This is a genomic window from Microbacterium sp. NPDC077644, from assembly GCF_040702785.1.
Classification (GTDB): domain Bacteria; phylum Actinomycetota; class Actinomycetes; order Actinomycetales; family Microbacteriaceae; genus Microbacterium.
In genome coordinates this window covers 358589-375266 of the sequence record NZ_JBFBME010000002.1, presented here as the reverse complement: position 1 = coordinate 375266, position 16678 = coordinate 358589, and the positions used below count along the sequence as shown (strand labels likewise).

Annotated in this window: 17 protein-coding genes; 10 read left to right on the top strand and 7 right to left on the bottom strand. The window is 69.3% G+C overall.

Annotated features, from left to right (window positions below; all coding sequences use genetic code 11):
- The first annotated feature begins 13 nt into the window (after positions 1 to 13).
- Complete coding sequence (locus AB0269_RS08700) at positions 14 to 898, top strand: serine hydrolase (RefSeq protein ID WP_366211449.1); 885 nt, start codon at positions 14 to 16, stop codon at positions 896 to 898.
- A 39-nt stretch (positions 899 to 937) separates the two neighbouring features.
- Here the strand turns inward: AB0269_RS08700 and AB0269_RS08695 are convergent, their stop codons facing one another.
- Together AB0269_RS08695 and codB are read right to left on the bottom strand one after the other, a co-directional pair.
- The gene (locus AB0269_RS08695) at positions 938 to 2479 is read right to left on the bottom strand and encodes an amidohydrolase (RefSeq protein ID WP_366210815.1); all 1542 of its coding nucleotides are present in this window, start codon (positions 2477 to 2479) and stop codon (positions 938 to 940) included.
- Positions 2476 to 3852: a cytosine permease gene (gene codB, locus AB0269_RS08690; protein ID WP_366210814.1), complete on the bottom strand. Its 1377-nt coding sequence runs from the start codon at positions 3850 to 3852 to the stop codon at positions 2476 to 2478. Before codB ends, AB0269_RS08695 begins: the two co-directional genes overlap by 4 nt.
- Positions 3853 to 4024: 172 nt before the next feature.
- Between codB and AB0269_RS08685 the strand changes: the two genes are divergently transcribed.
- Positions 4025 to 5104, top strand: a complete 1080-nt coding sequence (locus tag AB0269_RS08685) for a PucR family transcriptional regulator ligand-binding domain-containing protein (RefSeq protein ID WP_366210813.1) — start codon at positions 4025 to 4027, stop codon at positions 5102 to 5104.
- Between the two features lie 14 nt (positions 5105 to 5118).
- On the opposite strand, the gene AB0269_RS08680 is transcribed toward AB0269_RS08685, so the two are convergent.
- On the bottom strand, positions 5119 to 5598 hold the full coding sequence (locus AB0269_RS08680; protein ID WP_366210812.1) for a MarR family transcriptional regulator: 480 nt from the start codon (positions 5596 to 5598) through the stop codon (positions 5119 to 5121).
- A gap of 104 nt (positions 5599 to 5702) precedes the next feature.
- Between AB0269_RS08680 and AB0269_RS08675 the strand changes: the two genes are divergently transcribed.
- Together AB0269_RS08675 and AB0269_RS08670 are read left to right on the top strand one after the other, a co-directional pair.
- Positions 5703 to 6326 carry an NAD(P)-binding domain-containing protein gene (locus tag AB0269_RS08675; RefSeq protein WP_366210811.1) on the top strand — a complete coding sequence of 208 codons (624 nt, stop codon included), beginning with the start codon at positions 5703 to 5705 and terminating at the stop codon, positions 6324 to 6326.
- Positions 6327 to 6442: 116 nt separating this feature from the next.
- Positions 6443 to 6829 carry a hypothetical protein gene (locus AB0269_RS08670; RefSeq protein ID WP_366210810.1) on the top strand — a complete coding sequence of 129 codons (387 nt, stop codon included), beginning with the start codon at positions 6443 to 6445 and terminating at the stop codon, positions 6827 to 6829.
- A gap of 10 nt (positions 6830 to 6839) precedes the next feature.
- Here the strand turns inward: AB0269_RS08670 and AB0269_RS08665 are convergent, their stop codons facing one another.
- Positions 6840 to 8282, bottom strand: a complete 1443-nt coding sequence (locus AB0269_RS08665; protein ID WP_366210809.1) for an MFS transporter — start codon at positions 8280 to 8282, stop codon at positions 6840 to 6842.
- Between the two features lie 56 nt (positions 8283 to 8338).
- Here AB0269_RS08665 and AB0269_RS08660 point away from each other — a divergent pair, with 56 nt between their 5' ends.
- From AB0269_RS08660 to AB0269_RS08645, 4 genes are all read left to right on the top strand, one after another.
- Positions 8339 to 9028, top strand: coding sequence for a GNAT family N-acetyltransferase (locus AB0269_RS08660; protein WP_366210808.1), 690 nt, complete (start codon positions 8339 to 8341; stop codon positions 9026 to 9028).
- A 164-nt stretch (positions 9029 to 9192) separates the two neighbouring features.
- Positions 9193 to 9333, top strand: coding sequence for a hypothetical protein (locus AB0269_RS08655; RefSeq protein ID WP_366210807.1), 141 nt, complete (start codon positions 9193 to 9195; stop codon positions 9331 to 9333).
- A 119-nt stretch (positions 9334 to 9452) separates the two neighbouring features.
- The gene (locus tag AB0269_RS08650) at positions 9453 to 10838 is read left to right on the top strand and encodes a glycine--tRNA ligase (protein WP_366210806.1); all 1386 of its coding nucleotides are present in this window, start codon (positions 9453 to 9455) and stop codon (positions 10836 to 10838) included.
- 13 nt (positions 10839 to 10851) lie between these two features.
- Positions 10852 to 11670, top strand: coding sequence for a serine hydrolase domain-containing protein (locus tag AB0269_RS08645; protein WP_366210805.1), 819 nt, complete (start codon positions 10852 to 10854; stop codon positions 11668 to 11670).
- A 10-nt stretch (positions 11671 to 11680) separates the two neighbouring features.
- On the opposite strand, the gene AB0269_RS08640 is transcribed toward AB0269_RS08645, so the two are convergent.
- Genes AB0269_RS08640 through AB0269_RS08630 form a run of 3 tightly spaced genes read right to left on the bottom strand, consistent with a single transcriptional unit; the run spans position 11681 to position 15742 of the window.
- Positions 11681 to 14695, bottom strand: a complete 3015-nt coding sequence (locus AB0269_RS08640; protein ID WP_366210804.1) for a glycoside hydrolase family 38 C-terminal domain-containing protein — start codon at positions 14693 to 14695, stop codon at positions 11681 to 11683.
- 55 nt (positions 14696 to 14750) lie between these two features.
- Entirely contained in the window at positions 14751 to 15173 is a 423-nt protein-coding gene (locus AB0269_RS08635) for a DUF1801 domain-containing protein (RefSeq protein WP_366210803.1), read from the bottom strand.
- Positions 15170 to 15742, bottom strand: coding sequence for an HhH-GPD-type base excision DNA repair protein (locus AB0269_RS08630; RefSeq protein WP_366210802.1), 573 nt, complete (start codon positions 15740 to 15742; stop codon positions 15170 to 15172). Before AB0269_RS08630 ends, AB0269_RS08635 begins: the two co-directional genes overlap by 4 nt.
- Before the next feature lie 141 nt (positions 15743 to 15883).
- On the opposite strand from AB0269_RS08630, the gene AB0269_RS08625 reads away from it, so the two are divergent.
- Complete coding sequence (locus tag AB0269_RS08625; protein ID WP_366210801.1) at positions 15884 to 16327, top strand: helix-turn-helix domain-containing protein; 444 nt, start codon at positions 15884 to 15886, stop codon at positions 16325 to 16327.
- Positions 16328 to 16413: 86 nt separating this feature from the next.
- On the top strand, positions 16414 to 16674 hold the full coding sequence (locus tag AB0269_RS08620) for a HepT-like ribonuclease domain-containing protein (RefSeq protein WP_366210800.1): 261 nt from the start codon (positions 16414 to 16416) through the stop codon (positions 16672 to 16674).
- Positions 16675 to 16678 lie beyond the last annotated feature (4 nt).

The window sequence follows — 16678 nt, the reverse complement described above, 5'->3', positions numbered from 1 at the left end:
CCCCGAGCCTGCGATGATGCGCAGATCGCAGCGCAGCACCCGTCGTCTACCGCGCCGTGCAGCCATCGGGCGGAGGTCGTTCGCCGCGACGACGCGGGCCCTCGAGGAGCTGGCGGATGCCGGCGCCCACGTGGCGGTGCACGTGATCGACCTCGACAGCGGCTCGCAGGTGCTCGCCGGAGATGACCACCTCACGCTGCCGATCGCCGGGCTCGGCGTCGTACCGCTGCTCATCGAGGTGGCATCCGGGTTCGAGTCGGGCGCCCTCGATCCGCTCGAGATCGTGGACCGCGCCTCGACCGATGCTGTGGCGGCATCGGGCCTGTGGCGCAGCCTGCGCGCTCCCGCCCTGCCGCTCAGCGATCTCGCGGTGCTCGCCGCCGCCGTCGGCGACCCCATCGCCGTCAACATCCTGCTGGAGCAGGTCGGGCTCGACCGGGTGCGCGAGCGCATCGCCGCGCTCGGCATGCCGCAGACGGCGGTCCTCGACCGGTTCCGTGACGAGCGCGGGCCCGATGACGCGCCGCAGGTCGCCGTCGGCACCGCACGCGAGCTGGCCGGACTCTTCTCGGCCCTGGTGAACTCCCGGACTGTGGACGCCGCGGTCAGCGCGCAGGTCGCCGAGTGGCTGAGCCTGAACCAGGACCTCAGCCTCGTGGCGGCATCCACCGGCCTCGATCCGTTCGCGCACGACCACGACGCCCACGGTCTGCTGTTCATCAACAAGACCGGGCGCGACCGGGGCGTGCGCGCCGAGGCCGGTGTGCTCGCCGGCCCCCGATCCGGTGTCGCGTACGCCATGATCGTCGGATTCGACGACCTCTCGATCGCGCACCGGCTGCGCGTGCACGACGCGTTCCGCGTACTCGGCGTCGAACTCATGGAGTACGCGCACTGAAGCCCCGCCCGTGATCGGACGGGGCTCCGGATCGAGCGATCAGGCGTGCGCGTGCGCGCCCACCCAGGTCCGCTCGTCGCCGGTCCAGCGGTTGACCGGCATCTGCCGCCGGGCCGACTCCATGTGCATCCGGGCGAAGGCCGGTGCGAAGACCTCGTTCACGGCATCCAGGCGATCCTGCTCCTCCCGGATCTTCGGCATGATCTCGCGGAATGCGGCGAGGACCGCGTCCTCGTCGACGAGAGTGAGCCGGCCGTGCTCGACCGTGACGACTCCGTCGACCATGACACGCACGATCGACGATCCGTTCTCGCTGTATACGAGGTGGTTCTCGAGGCGGTTGGTGGGCAGGAACGCCAGGGTCGTCGTGTCGAACATGACGAGGTCGGCGCGCTTGCCGACTTCGATGGAGCCGATCGTCTGGTCCAGCACCCCGCTGCGGGCGCCGCCGATGGTCGCGGCGTCCAGCACCTCGGGCACGGTCGGCCAGCGCTCGAAGTCCGGTTCGGTGACCTTGTGCAGGAGAGCCGCGGTCTTCATGACCTCCATGAGGCGCGGTGTGTCGCTCGAGGAGCATCCGTCCGTGCCGAGGCCGAGATTCACGCCGGCGTCCTGGTAGGCGCGCCAGGGCAGGATGCCGGACCCGAGCTTGAGGTTCGAGATCGCATTGTGCGAGACGGAGACGCCCGACCGTGCGATCCGCTCGATGTCGTCGCCCGTGACCCAGATGCCGTGCGCGAACGTCGTACGCGGGTTCAGGGCGCCGATCTCATCGAGGTGCTGCACGAGGGTGCGTCCGCCGTAGAGCTCGTCTCCGGTCACCGCCTGCGTCTTCGTCTCGAGCACGTGGATGTGCACCTCGGCGCCGTACTCCGCGGACAGGGATGCCGCCCCCACGAGCAGATCGTCGGTGCAGCGCTGGGGGCCGGACGGCGCCAGCATGTATCGGATGCGACCGCCCGCCGTCCCGTGATGCCTGCGGAAGGCATCACGGGAGTAGTCGAGGTACTCCGCCGCGGTGAGCGTCGGCGCCTGCCGCACCTGGCGGACGACCTCCTCGGGCAGCCAATCGGCGACGAACGGCAGGGTGTCGACGAACGGCCGGTTGATGATGTGGCCAGAGACATTGGCCCGGATCCCGATGTCGCTGTACGCGCCGGCGACGGCCGCGAGCTGGTCGAGGTCCTGCCCCGGCGTCTCGAGCACATCGTCGATGAGCGTGGTCACGCCCGACTTCATCGACTCCATCGCGAACATGAGCGTGCGCAGCCGGATGAGATCCGGCGGGGTGGGGCTGCCGCCGAGGATGGGGTAGGCGTACGCCATCCACAGCTCCAGCGGCATGTTGTCGTAGCGGCCCTTGTAGAGGTACTCCCACGAGTGGGTGTGCGCGTTGACGAAACCCGGGGTGACGAGCATTCCCGTGCCGTCGATCACGGTCTCGCCTGGTCGTGCTTCGAGGTTCGTGCCGATCTCGGTGAAGCATCCCTCCGCGATGCGCAGGTCACGCCGTACCGGTGTCGCGTGCGTGTTCGCGTCCATGGTGATGACATCCGCGTTGCGGATCAGGGTGGCGGTCATTCGCTTGCTCCGTTCTGTGCGTCCGTGTGCTGCGCGGCGTCCGGCGCCGGTGCTGCGGGAGAAGCCGCGACCGCGGCCGGGCGGGTGCTGCGGGCGACCCAGTGGCAGATCGGGGCGGCGATCACGGCGACGAGGACGCCCTGGATGGCCGGACTGCCGATGCCGGTGACGGAACCGAACCCGGCTGCTGCCGTGCCCAGCAGATAGGCGATGATGCCGGGCCAGACGAACGCCGGGACGCTGTCGAGGTCTGTCCCCGGGTCGCGGCGCCGCCAGACGAACAGGAACGTGCCGATGATGACCCCGCCCAGCGGCGGGATCACCGTGCCGAGGGTGACGAGGAACATGGTCATCGAGTCGGCCAGACCGCTGACCGCGAGGGCGATGCCGATGATGACGCCGCCGATGATGAAGGGGCGCTTGTCGGCCTTGCCGAACAGCTCGGACCCTGCGACGCCGAACGCGTAGGCCGCGTTGTCGTTGGTGGTCCAGAGGTTGAACGTGAGCATGAAGACGCCGAGGCCGGCGAGACCCATCGTGAACAGCAGCGTGGTGAAGTCGGCCTCGGCGAACGCGATCGCACCGATGCCGCCGAACACGAGCATCGCGGTCTCGACGACCACGAGCGCACCCAGGCAGACCAGGAAAGCGGTGCGCGCGCTGCGGGCGAAGCGGGTCCAGTTGCCGATCTGCGTTCCGCCGGAGATGAACGTTCCGATCATCATGGTGATCGCCATGCCGGGGGTGATCGAGCTGTCGCCGCTCGTCGCGAAGAGTCCGCCGATGCCGCCGACCTCGTCGAGGGAGAGCGCGGTGATCCAGATGCACAGGGCGAACATGAGCGGCACTGACACCCACGAGAGCACTTCGATGCCCTTGAACCCCCAGTAGGCGGTGGTCGCCATGAGGAGGCCGCCGAAGATCGCGAGCGGCCACGACTCCGACCAGCCGAGGGCGGATGCGAGGAGGTTCGCGAAGATGCCGACCGTGATCCCGTACCAGCCGATCTGGGTGCCGCCGAGCACGATCGAGGCCCACTTGCCGCCGACCCGGCCGAGGGTGAGGCGCGAGATGAGGACCGTGGACAGACCGGTGCGGGCGCTCGCCGCGCCGAGGGTGGAGATGTAGAGGCCGAGCACGGCGGTCGCGACAGCGCACAGGAGCAGGAACGTGCCGAAGCCGAACGCACCGGCGACCTGTCCGCCGGTGACCATCGTCGGGGTGAAGAAGACGAACCCACCGACGACGACGAGGACGCCGAACCAGCCCTGTCGAGAGTGTGCGGGGACGCGTGAGAGCGGATAGTCCCTGTCGACGCGCTCGGCGGCGGGCGGGGCTGCGGGTGTGGCGGGAGGTGCGGATGTGGTGGTCATGGCGCATTCCTTTCGGTCACCGCTCATTGGAGTCCTCGAATGTTTCGGCGCTGTTGCAGGAGGGGATTGTGTGGAGGAGATCACCTGTCCGGGCATCCGGAGGTGGGGGAGAGCACACCTCCGGCAATCTCGGGGAAACGGTGGCGAAACACGGCCGCCTTATCGTCGGGTGATGGTCGGGCGGAGAAGGGAAGACGCGGATGCGCTGGTCGGCGACGTCCGCGTCGCGGACCTGCTCACGTGGGACGGGCCGCCGATGGAGCTCGCCGGACGGCCGGTCGGCCTTGATCGGGTGATCCGCTGGTCGCTGCCGTCGGACCTGCTCGACCCGAGCCCGTACCTGCGCGGCGGCGAGCTCGTGCTGACCTCGGGGATCTCGATGACTGAAGTCGAAGCGCAGCGCAGGTTCGTGGCGGCCGTCTGCGGTGCCGGCGCGTCGGCGATCGGCTTCGCCCTCGGCGTCGTGACCGATGAGGTGCCGGCGCCGATCATCCGGACGGCGAACGCCCTGGGCGTCGCGGTGCTGCGGATCCCCGCCGATGTCGCGTTCGTCGAGATCACGCAGCGCCTCGCGGCCGAGCAGCACCGGCAGGAGCAGGAGGCTCGCGAGCGCGCCCGTGTCGGGGCGATCATCGACATGGTGCGCCGAGGGCAGGCCAGCGCCGTCGTCCTCGGCGCTGAACTCGACGACGCGAATGCTGTGCACATCGTCGTCGCGCCCAGCGCGATCCGCCTGCCGCTCCCCGAAGGCTCTGTCGTCGGAACGGTCGGCGCGGACACGGTCGCGATCGTGCCGGGGACCATCGGTGGATTGCTCTCCGCACCGCACGACATCGATGCCGTGTTCGGCTGGAGCGGTCCGATCGTGCAGGAACGCATCGCGATCGCGCTTCGGGAGGCGTTCGCCGCTGCCGCCATCGCGCCCCGGCTGCGGCGACCGGCAGGTCCCCGCGACCTCGCCACGTGGGAGGGGCTGGTGCACCGTCTCACACCCGACCAGATCGCTCCGTTCACGGAGCACGTGATCACGCCGCTGCGCCGGTACGACGCGCGTCACCGCACGCAGCTGCTGCAGACGGCCGAGGCTCTCTGCCGGAGGGACGGCGCGGTGCAGGCGGCCTCAGCCGATCTGTTCATCCACGAGAACACCCTCCGCAAGCGCGCCGCGCGCATCGAGGAGATCACCGGGCTGAACCCGCTCAACGCCCTCGATCGCGCGGCGTTCCTCGTCGCCATCCTCGGCGGCACGTGAACAAGCCGCTCTGTTCAGCGCCCTGGCACCCCGAACCGCTGGTGGGGGTCCAGTGCCTCGAGGACGGGTTCGAGGGCATCGGCGAGGTGGTCGAGCTGTTCCGGGCTCAGCTGGTCGAGAACCAGTCGGTGCACGGTGTCGAAGTGGTCGGGCGTCGCGAGCACGAGCTGACGGCGCCCCTGCCGGGTGAGCTCGAGCAGGATGCTGCGCCGGTCGTGCTCGCTCTCCTCACGCTGCACGAGTCCGCGCTGCTGGAGTCTGCTGACGACCTTCGAGGCTCGGGGGAGCGTGGCGTTCGTCGCCGCCGCGAGGTCGCTCAGACGCATCGCGCCGGTGCGCTGCAGGGCGCTCAGCAGCATGAACTCGTAGTGGGTCAGTGACGCGTCGCGTTGCAGCTGAGCGTCCAGAGCCGCGGGGAGCAGTTCGGCGGTGCTGATGAGCGCGAGCCATGCTCGGGACTGCTGCGGGGTCATCCGGGGGAGCGATGCGGCCATGTTCTCCATTCTGTCGGGAATAGTTGCCGAGACAAGGGCGTTTCGATATGTAGTTGCCGAAGCAAGTAAATGCGACGGCGGAACAACAGACGAAAGGCATCAGAATGACCGCGATCACCGTCATCGGAACCGGGAACATGGGCCAGGCAATCGCCGGCATCGCCGCCAAGGGCGGAGCGAGCGTGCAGATCCTCGCGCGCGACATCGAGAAGGCGGGAACCGCTGCAGCATCCATCGGCGCGACCGCCGGGGTCGTGGGCGACGCGATCACGGGTGAGATCGTCGTGCTCGCCGTGCCGTACCCGGCACTCGCCGAGATCGCCGCCGCATACGGCGAGCAGCTCACCGGCAAGGTCGTCGTCGACATCACCAACCCGGTCGACTTCGCCACGTTCGACGGTCTCGTCGTGCCGGACGACTCGTCCGCGGCGGCCGTGCTCGCGGCGCTCGTGTCCGGTGCGAAGGTGGTCAAGGCCTTCAACACGAACTTCGCCGCGACCCTCGCCGCGGGCGAGCTCGGCGGCGAGCCGACCGTCGTGCAGGTCGCGGGCGATGACGACGCCGCGAAGAAGCTCCTCGCCGACGTCGTCACGGCTGCAGGTCTGAAGGTCGCGGATGCCGGAGCGCTGAAGCGCGCGCGCGAGCTCGAGGCCCTCGGCTTCCTGCAGATGGTGCTCGCCGTGCGCGAACAGATCGGCTGGACCGGCGGCTTCGCCGTCCGCGCCTGACTCGATCCCCTGACACTTCGGGGGCTTCCTGCACGGATGTCGGACGGAACAGACGGTTCCGTCCGACATCCGTCGTTTCTGCCCCCGAACCGTCGCGGCCGCGTACCATCGTCGGGATGGACGACTGGACCCCGCACCGCCGCGACGACGGCGAGCTGCTCGGCTGGATCCATCCGTCGGGCGACGACTGGGTGGCCGTCGACGTGCTCGGTCGCACCGTCTCCGACCCGGTCGACTGGCTCGTCGCCGAGGAGGCGCTCGAGGCGCACGGCCTCGCCTGGCTCGCCGAGCCGTGGATGCTCGAGGACGACGGGCGTCCGACCCGCGTCCGCATCGTCGAGGTCACTCCTGACCGCGACGGCATCCCTGGCCGCATCGTCGTGAAGGCCGAGGACTACGGCGATATCACGCGCCCGGCGTCCGAGCCGATCGTGCTCGCCTGGCCGCTGCCCGACCGGCTGCGTCCGCCGCAGCCCGGGGATCCGGACGGCTTCACGCTGTAGGCCCGAGCCGTCAGCTCGGCAGCGAGGGGTGCTTCTCGAGCGGCCGGATCTTCGGGATGAACAGCGACAGCACGAGTGCGATGGTGCCCGCGACGATCGCGAGCCAGAAGCACACCTGGAACGCATCGTGGGTCGGAATCGCGACGCCGTCGGCTTCGACGCTCATCGAAGCGAGCACGCCGCCCATGACGGCCGACGCGCTCGAGGTGCCGACCGAGCGGAACAGGGCGTTGAGGCCGTTCGATGCCCCGGTCTCGTTCGAGGGCACCGAGCGCATGATGATCATCGGCATGGCGGCGAACGTGAAGCCGATGCCGACGCCGATGATGGCGTTCGCGATGAGGATGTGAATCCACTCGCTCGACAAGATGAGCACGTACACGTACGCGATGACGATCGCGGCTGCACCGCCCGTGAAGAGTGGGCGAGGGCCGATCGTGCGCTCCAGCCAGCCGGACAGCGGCGAGATCACCATCATCACGAGGCCCGCCGGCATGACGACGAACGCCGCCGAGATCATGTCGAGCCCGAAGCCGGATCCGGTCTCGACCGGCAGCTCGAGCATCTGCGGGAACGTGACGTTCGATCCGAACAGCGCGAAGCCCATACCGATCGCCGCGACGTTCGTCAGCAGGACGGCGGGTCGCGCGGCGACGCGAAGGTCGAGCAGCGGGTCGGTGGTGCGCAGCTGGTACCAGCCCCACAGCAGCAGGACGATGATGCCGCTGATCACCAGGCTCAGGCCGAGCGGCGAGGTCCATCCCCACTGGGCACCGCGCGAGACGTAGAGCAGCAGCCCGGTCAGGCCGATCGCGAGGCCGACCGCGCCGAGGATGTCGAGGCGTCCGGGGGAGAGCAGCACGTCCTCGGGGACGAAGAGGAGAACGAGCACGAGCCCGGCGACGCCGAGCCCGGCGGCGAGCCAGAACAGCGAGTGCCAGTCGGCGTTCAGGGCGAGGTACGCGGCCAGCGGCATCCCGAGCGCACCGCCGACGCCCATCGTCGCGCTCATGAGCGCGACGGCCGTGCCGAGGTGCTTGGGCGGCAGGATGTCGCGCATGATCGCGATGCCGAGCGGGATGACGCCGGTCACGCCGCCCTGCAGGGCGCGCCCGATGATGACCCCGACGATCGATCCCGACAGTGCTGCGATCACCGAGCCGGCGATGAGCGCGATCATGAGAACGATCACGACCCGGCGCTTGCCGTACATGTCGCCGAGCCGACCCGAGATCGGGGTCGCGATCGCGGCGACGAGGAGCGTGATCGTCACGACCCAGCTCGTGTCCTCGCGAGACGCGTTCAGCAGCGTCGGCAGCTCAGCCTGCAGGGGGACGACCAGCGTGAACATGAACGAGGACGCCAGGCCGGCGAAGGCGAGGACCGCGACCGTGAGGGCCTTGTTCGGGGTGCGCGAGAGGCGTTTCCTGGCCTTGTCGTCGCTGTCTCCCACCTGTCCAGGCTAGCGGCGGATTCCGCAGATGGGCGCGAGAGGGGCAGACTGGGTTCGTGCGAACCATCCGTGACCTCGACACCGTTGAACTCATCATCGACGCGCAGGGCCTGCTGGACTCGATCCGCGGACCCGAGCGCGTCATCGACGCGGGAACGCTGCGCGCCCTGCAGCAGTCCGGCAACTACGTCGTCGGCCTGTTCGACGACGAGGGCGGCCAGGAACGGATGGTCGGAGCATCCATCGCCTTCTTCGGCGAGCCGGGAAAGCGCCGGATGCACTCGCACATCACCGCGCTCCTGCCCGACTACCGCGGCCGCGGCTGGGGCCGCGAGCTCAAGGAGCACCAGCGCCAGTGGGCGTTCTCGCGCGACGTCGGCGGCATCACCTGGACGTTCGACCCGCTCGTGGCGCGCAACGCGCACTTCTTCCTCACCGTGCTCGGCGCGCGCGTGACTGGGTACTCCGTGAACAACTACGGCATCTTCGGCGGCGGGGATGCTGGTGATGAGAGCGACCGACTCGACGTCGAGTGGGCCCTCGCCGACATCGCCAAGCCCCCGGCCGACGACGCGGTCGTCGCGACGCTCGAGATCCCGGAGGACGTCGAGGGGATGCGCGAGACGGATGCCGCGGCCGCCCACGAATGGCGCACGCGCTTGCGCGGCGAGATGGAGCAGCTGCTCGGCCGCGGCCTGCGCATCGCCGGCTTCGACGTGAAGCGCGGGTACCTCTTCACCGAGTGAGCCGGTCTGCTTTCATGGAGGCATGACCTCCGAGGGCGAATTCGTGCAGCATCCGGCTGTCGGAGGCGACCAAGCGCATCCCCGCCGTCGCCCGGTGCCACTTCAGCCGGTGGAACGACGGGTCCGCTCACCTGCACCTGTGGGCGTACGCACGCCCTCTGGGGATGATGCAGGGCCGCGGTGCGATCCTGCCCTATTGGGAGCAGAGCATGCCGGCCATGCCGGAGGACATGATGCGCGAGCACATCGAGATCGTCGCCGAGGCGCTCGCCGCCGACGGAGGGGTGGCCTTCCCGCATCGGTGATTCCGCGCCTGGACGCGGTCCTGACTGCGAGTGAATGCCCTCGGAGCCGCGGATAGACTGGAGGATGCCGCGGCATCGCCGCGCGCCAGCATCCACCCCTTGCGACCATTGGAGCCACCGTGGCCGAACAGTCCCGTCTTGATAAGGTCATCAGCCTCGCCCGCCACCGCGGGTTCGTGTTCCAAGCAGGTGAGATCTACGGCGGTTCGCGCTCTGCGTGGGACTACGGCCCCCTCGGCACCGAGCTGAAGGAGAACATCCGTCGGCAGTGGTGGCAGACGTTCGTCCGCGGCCGCGGCGACATGGTGGGCCTCGACTCCAGCATCATCCTCCCCAAGCGCGTGTGGGAGGCCTCCGGCCACGTCGCGACCTTCACCGACCCGCTCGTCGAGTGCCTGAACTGCCACAAGCGCTTCCGCGCCGACAACCTCATCGAGGACTTCGAGGCGCGCAAGGGCCGCAAGGCCGAGAACGGTCTCGCCGACGTGCCCTGCCCGAACTGCGGCAACAAGGGCCAGTACACCGAGCCGAAGGCGTTCTCGGGTCTCGTGAAGACCTACCTCGGCGTCGTCGATGACGAGTCGGGCCTCTACTTCCTGCGCCCCGAGACCGCGCAGGGCATCTTCGTGAACTTCTCGAACGTGCTCACCGCGAGCCGCAAGAAGCCGCCGTTCGGCATCGGCCAGGTCGGCAAGGCGTTCCGCAACGAGATCACGCCCGGTAACTTCATCTTCCGCACCCGCGAGTTCGAGCAGATGGAGATCGAGTACTTCGTGCCGCCGGCCGAGGCGACCGAGTGGTTCGAACACTGGGTCGAGGCGTGCTGGGACTGGTTCATCGACCTGGGCGTGAACCCTGACAACATGCGCCGGTTCGACGTGCCTGAGGACGAGCGGGCGCACTACTCCGCCGGCACGATCGACTTCGAGTACCGCTTCGGATTCCCCGGCAAGGAGTGGGGCGAGCTCATGGGCGTCGCCAACCGCACCGACTACGACCTGTCGAGCCACACCGAGGCATCCGGCCAGAGCCTGACGTACTTCGACCAGGCGTCCGGCGAGCGCTACACGCCGTACGTGATCGAGCCGTCCTTCGGCCTCACCCGCTCGATGATGGCGTTCCTCGTCGACTCGTACGTCGAGGAGGAGGTGCCCAACGCCAAGGGCGGCACCGACACCCGCACCGTGCTCAAGCTCGACCCGCGCCTGGCTCCCGTCAAGGTGGCCGTGCTGCCGCTGTCGCGCAACGAGCGCCTCTCGCCGCTGGCCCGTGAGGTCGCCGACTCGCTGCGCGGTCGCTGGACGATCGACTTCGACGATGCCGGTGCCATCGGCCGCAGATACCGTCGCCAGGACGAGATCGGCACGCCGTTCTGCGTCACGGTCGATTTCGACTCGCTCGACGACAACGCCGTGACCGTTCGCGACCGTGACACCATGGCGCAGGAGCGCATCGCGATCGACGATCTGCACGCGTACCTCGCCGAGCGCCTGCGCGGCGCCTGAGGCCGGTCTTCGCGTGGAGACGACGACTTTCGCCGCCACCGAGGGGTTCCCGCATACGGCCCTGGTGGGCGTGACGGATGCTGGGAGCACCCTCGCCGTGCAGGGAGACCCGCGCGCGGCGCTCCCGCTCGCGTCGGTGTCGAAGCCGATCACCGCGTGGGGCGTGCTGATCGCGGTCGAACGCGAACTCGTCGACCTCGATGAACCGGCCGGCCCAGACGGGTCGACGCTGCTCAACCTCCTCGATCACACCAGCGGCCTGCCGTTCGAGGGCGAGCAGACCCAGTCGGCCCCGGGGGCCCGCCGCATCTACTCGAACGCCGGCTTCGACGCGCTCGGCGCGCGCGTCGCGGAAGCAGCAGGGATGCCGTTCGCCCAGTGGCTCGCCGCCGAGGTGACCGGCCCGCTCGGGATGCAGGATGCCGTCGTCTCGGGCCGTCCGTCGGCGGGATACCGCGCCTCGATCGAGGACCTGCTGATCTTCGGCCGCGAGGTGCTGCGCCCGACCCTGATCCCGGTGGAGCTGCGCGACCTCGCCCTCATGGTGTCGCAGCCCGGACTCAAGGGCGTCGTACCGGGCTACGGTTCGTTCGACGACAACCAGTGGGGGCTGGGCTTCGAGCTCAAGGGCGCGAAGAGCCCGCACTGGCTCGCCGACTCCTTCCCGCCCGAGACCGCAGGGCACTTCGGCGGGCAGGGCAGCTTCTTCTTCGTGGATCGCTCCCGCGATCTGGCGGCGGCATTCCTGTCCGGCGTGCCTTTCGGCGACGAGCACAAGCGCATCTGGCCGCCGCTCACCGAGGAGATCGTCACGCGGTACGGCGCGCGCTGAGGGAGGCCCGTCAGTCCCGCGCGATGCGGAGCGTGCGGATCTCGAACGGCCTCAGTGACAGGTCGGCGCCGGTGCGCGGAGCATCCAGATCGTCCTCGATGAGCGACACCTCGCGGATGCCGGTGTGCTCGAAGCCCACCTGCAGCGCCCCGGTCGTCCGTCGGCCGAGCGACTCGTACACGCGCACGATGACGTCTCCCGAGCGGTCGTCGGCGAGCTTCACCGAGCTGATCACGATCCCCGCGCCGGCCACGGTCACGAGCGGCTCGACCTCTTGGGCGCCGCGCACGAGGGTCGCCGGTGAACCCAGCCGGATACCCTCTGCGGTGGCGATCTCGGCATCCGCCCCGATGACGAATCCGATCTCGATCTGATGGGATCCGTGGTCGGTCTCGGGGTCGGGGAAGCGCGGAGCGCGCAGCAGCGACAGACGGATCGTGGTCGTGACGTCGTCGCCGTCGACCTCGCGCACGGTGTCGTACCCGTAGATCGAGTCGTTCACGAGCGCCGCGCCGAAGCCGTCATCCTCCTGCGCGAGCACGAATCGGTGCATCGAGGTCTCGAACTTCGCGGCCTCCCAGCTCGTGTTCACGTGCGTCACGCGGCGCTGGAACCCGAACTGCGTCTCGGCCAGCGTCTCGCGCGCGAACAGGTCGAGCGGGAAGGCGAGCTTGAGCAGCTTCTCGGTCTCGTTCCAGTCGATGTCGTTGCGCAGCACCACCGTGCGGCTCCCCGGCTGCAGCAGGATCGTCTGCTCGATCGTGGACTGCGAGAACGCGCGCTTCACGACCACGGTCGCGACGCCCTCGACGACGGATGCCGTGAGCGACGAGACCGCGGTGAGGTCGTCGACCCGGCCCAGGTAGTGGCGGTCGATGTCCCACGCGTCCCACAGATTCGGGAAGTCCTGGTGCAGCTGGAACAGGTTCGCGGGGCGTCCGGTGGGGATCGTCTCGCGTCCGGTCGCCTCGTCGATCGCGGAGGTGATGAGTCCCTCGGGCGAGAGGACGACCGAGACGACGCCGTTCGCGAGGCGCATCCCGCCGTCCGGCAGCGCCGTGAGCTCGGAGGGTGCACCTGCGGCATCCGGCATCCGTGCGGCGCCGAGGGCCGGCCCGCGGCCGTCCGCCGTGCCGACCGACGACGGCACGAAGCGCAGCAGGACGTCGCCCTCGCCGGCCAGCGTCCGGCGGGCGGCGTCGGAGATCGCCTCGGCGTCTTCGAGCGCGCGCGACAGCACCTCGACTGCCTCGCGGTGGACCCAGGCGATCGACGTGCCCGGCAGGATGTCGTGGAACTCGTGCAGCAGCACGATCTGCCAGAGGCGGTCGAGCTCGTCGTGCGGATACGCGGCGCCGGACCGGACCGACGCGGTCGCCGCCCACAGCTCGGCCTCGATGAGCGCGTGTTCGGCCCAGCGGTGCAGCGCCTTGGTGGCGTGCTGGCTCGTGAGCGTGCCGCGATGCAGCTCGAGGTAGAGCTCGCCGACCCAGACGGCGGGGTCGGTCAGCTCGGCGCGGGCATCTGCGAAGAAGGCGTCCGGATGTTTCCACTCGACCTGCGCCGAGCCCTCGAGCGAGGTGAGGCGTGCGGCGCGGCCGGTCATCTCGCGCGTCGTGCCCCCGCCGCCGTCGCCCCAGCCGACCGGGGCGAGCGACATGGATGCCACGCGATTCTCCTGGAACTGGCGCGCCGCCTTCGCGACCTCCATGCCCGACAACTGCGCGTTGTACGTGTCCATCGGCGGGAAGTGCGTGAACATGCGCGACCCGTCGATGCCTTCCCAGAGAAAGCTGTGGTGCGGGAAGACGTTGCGCTGGTTCCACGAGATCTTCTGCGTGAAGAACCACTCGAAGCCGGCCCGGCGCATGAGCTGCGGCAGGGCGGGGGAGTAACCGAAGCTGTCCGGCAGCCACACGCCGTTCGACCGCAGGCCGAACTCGCGCTCGAAGAAGCGCTGCCCGTGCGAGAACTGGCGCACGAGCGATTCGCCCGTGGGCATCACGGTGTCGGATTCGACCCACATGCCTCCCAGCGGCAGGAACCGGCCGGCCTTCACGGCGTCGCGCACGCGCTCGAAGACCTCGGGGCGGTGCTCTTTGATCCACGCGTACTGCTGCGCGCTGGACATGCCGTAGAGGAAGTCGGGCTGCTCGTCGATGAGTGCCGTCATGGATGCCGTCGTGCGGGCGACCTTGCGGATGGTCTCGCGCACCGGCCACAACCAGGCCGAGTCGATGTGCGCGTGGCCGATCGCCGCGATGCGGTGCGCACTCGTCTCGGCGGGCGCGGCGAGCACGTCGGCGAGGCGGGCGCGGGCATCGGATGCCGTCTCGACGATGCGCTGCAGATCGAGGGCATCGAGCGCGTCGTCGAGCGCCTGCAGGATGCGCATGCGCCGTGGACCCGTCTCGGGGAGTTCGGCCTGCAGCTCCAGCAGAACGTCGAGATCGAGGGCGAGTTCGAAGACCTCCGGCTCGAAGACGGCGAGATCCATGTGCCGCACCCGGTACAGCGGCTCGGGGGAGGACGTGCGGATGTCGCCCTCGCGGGTGGGCAGGAAGGGGTGGTGGTCGAGCAGCACCGGGTTGGACGCGCCCTCGAGGTAGAACTCGACGGACTGGCCGGCCACGGCGGCATCCGAGACCGGCAGCCACTGGTTCCGCGGATTCAGGCTCTTGACCGGCGTGCCGTCGGGTCGGTAGGCGAGCGCCTCGCACTGGAAGCCGGTCATGGTCACATCGAAGCCGAGGTCGATGATCGCCTCGACCCGCTTGCCCGCCCACTCGGCAGGAACGGTCCCGCGCACGCGGAACCACGTCGTGCCCCAGGCGGGACCCCACGGGCTTCCGGCCTCGAACGGCGCGAACTCGAGAGCGAGACCCTCGGCCGGCGGGATCGGCTCCCCCGGTAGGGCATGCGCGGCGATCTCGAGCGGCACGCGGGCCGAGTGGATGGCCGGGCGCACCCTCTCGTTCAGCACCCGCTTCACACGGCCGACGGTGAGCGAGGTCTGATCGTGCATGCGTCGGGGCTCCTTCGCGGGGTGGTGTGCGGCCGGGCTCAGTCGTGCACGGTGATCAATTCAGTACCGTGATCTTGGCGTACTCGTCGCCGCCGGCCTCTGTCCAGGACAGGACGTCCTCGAGGATCGGACGCAGCACGTCCAGATCGACCTTCTCGAGGTCCTTGATGTACAGGCACCCGACACCTGTGGTGTGGGGCCCGAGCTCGGCCAGGGCCGCGGCGTGCCGGTCGGTGCTGTCGAGGTACAGGGTCGATGCGCTCTTGCGCGGGGCGAAGCCGAGCACGGGCATGTCGCCCTCGGTGCCGGTCGGGTAGCGGTAGTGGCAGCTGCCGAACCCGATGATGGTGCCCCACAGCTCCGGTTCGCGGCCGGAGATCTCCTGCATCAGGGCAGTGAGGGTCTCGGCATCCCGTCGCCGGACGGCGGGCGTGACACCGGCGATGAACGCGGCGACGCTGCCGCCGGTCGGTTTCACTTCGCAGCCTTCGCCGCGGCCTTCATCGCCTTCTTGTGCTCGCGGACCTTCGTGAGCGACTCGGGTGAGACGATGTCGGCGACACTGCGGAACGAGCCCTCCGCGCCGTAGTCGCCTGCCGCCTCGCGCCACCCGGCACCGGTGAATCCGTACTGCTTGCCGAGGAGGGCCAGGAAGATCTTCGCCTTCTGCTCGCCGAAGCCGGGCAGCTTCTTCAGGCGCCGCAGCACCTCCGGTCCGTCCGGGTCGCACTGGGTCCACAGTGCCGCGGCATCCCCGCCCCAGTCGTCGACGAGGGTCTGACAGAGCGTCTGCACCCTGGTCGCCATGGACCCGGGGAAGCGGTGCACCGCCGGGGTCTGCTTGAACGCCTCGAGGAACTCCTCGGGGTCCATGCCCGCGATCGCCGCGGCATCGGTCGCACCGGTGCGCTGCTCGATCTTCAGCGGGCCGGCGAACGCCGTCTCCATCGGCACCTGCTGGTCGAGGAGCATCCCGACCAGGAGCGCGAGCGGGTTGTCCGTGAGCAGTTCGTCGGCTGCCGTGTCGCCGGTGATGTGCAGAGCCATGCCCCCAGTCTGTCACCGCGTGGCGTTGCCGTGGAGCGGCAAACCCGTTCACGAGTCCGTAGCCCCGTGGGCCTGCTCGCGAGCCGTCCGCGTCGATCGGACTCCCTTCCCGCCCGACGATCAACCCGATATCATCATGATATGAGCGAGACGCTGCGCGACCTGCGCGAACGAGCTGGGCTCAGCCAGGCACAGCTCGCACTCCGCAGCGGTGTCGCGCAGCCGAACATCGCCGCGTACGAGTCCGGAAGGCGCAATCCGTCTGCGGCGATGCTCGATCGGCTGCGGTCGGCGTTGCGGCCATTGCCGCATGAAGCACTCGACCGGCATCGGGACGAGCTCAAGGAGCTTGCTGCGCAGTACGGGCTGACGAACCTGCGGGTCTTCGGCTCTGTTCCGCAGGGCACCGACACTGCACGGAGCGACCTCGACCTCCTCGTCACTCGCTCACCGGACGTCGGGCTGCTGACGATCGCCGAGTTCGGGTTCGCCGCTGAACGGCTGCTCGGTGTTCCGGTCGACGTGGTGACGGACGGCGGTCTCCCCGAGGGCCACCCGATCCTGCGGTCTGCGGTGGCTGCGTGATCGATCGGGACGAACGATCTCTGCGCGAGATCCTGCGGTTGTGCGACGTCGGTGCGCGACTCGCGGACCGGGGTCGCGAATGGTACGTGTCCGACGAGCTCAACACACCGGGGCTCGCAGCCGAGTCGATCATCATCAAGATCGGCGAGAACGTCGCGAGGCTCAGCGATGAGACGACCACGGCGAATCCGCGGGTTCCGTGGTCGAGCATCAAGCGCATGCGTGATCGGCTCGCGCATCATTACGAGGCGACGGACTACGACGCCGTGTGGGCCACCGTCGACGTCGACCTGCCGCACGTACGCGCAGCGATCGCATCGGTCCTTGCCGGCGTTGACGGTGCGTGACCGG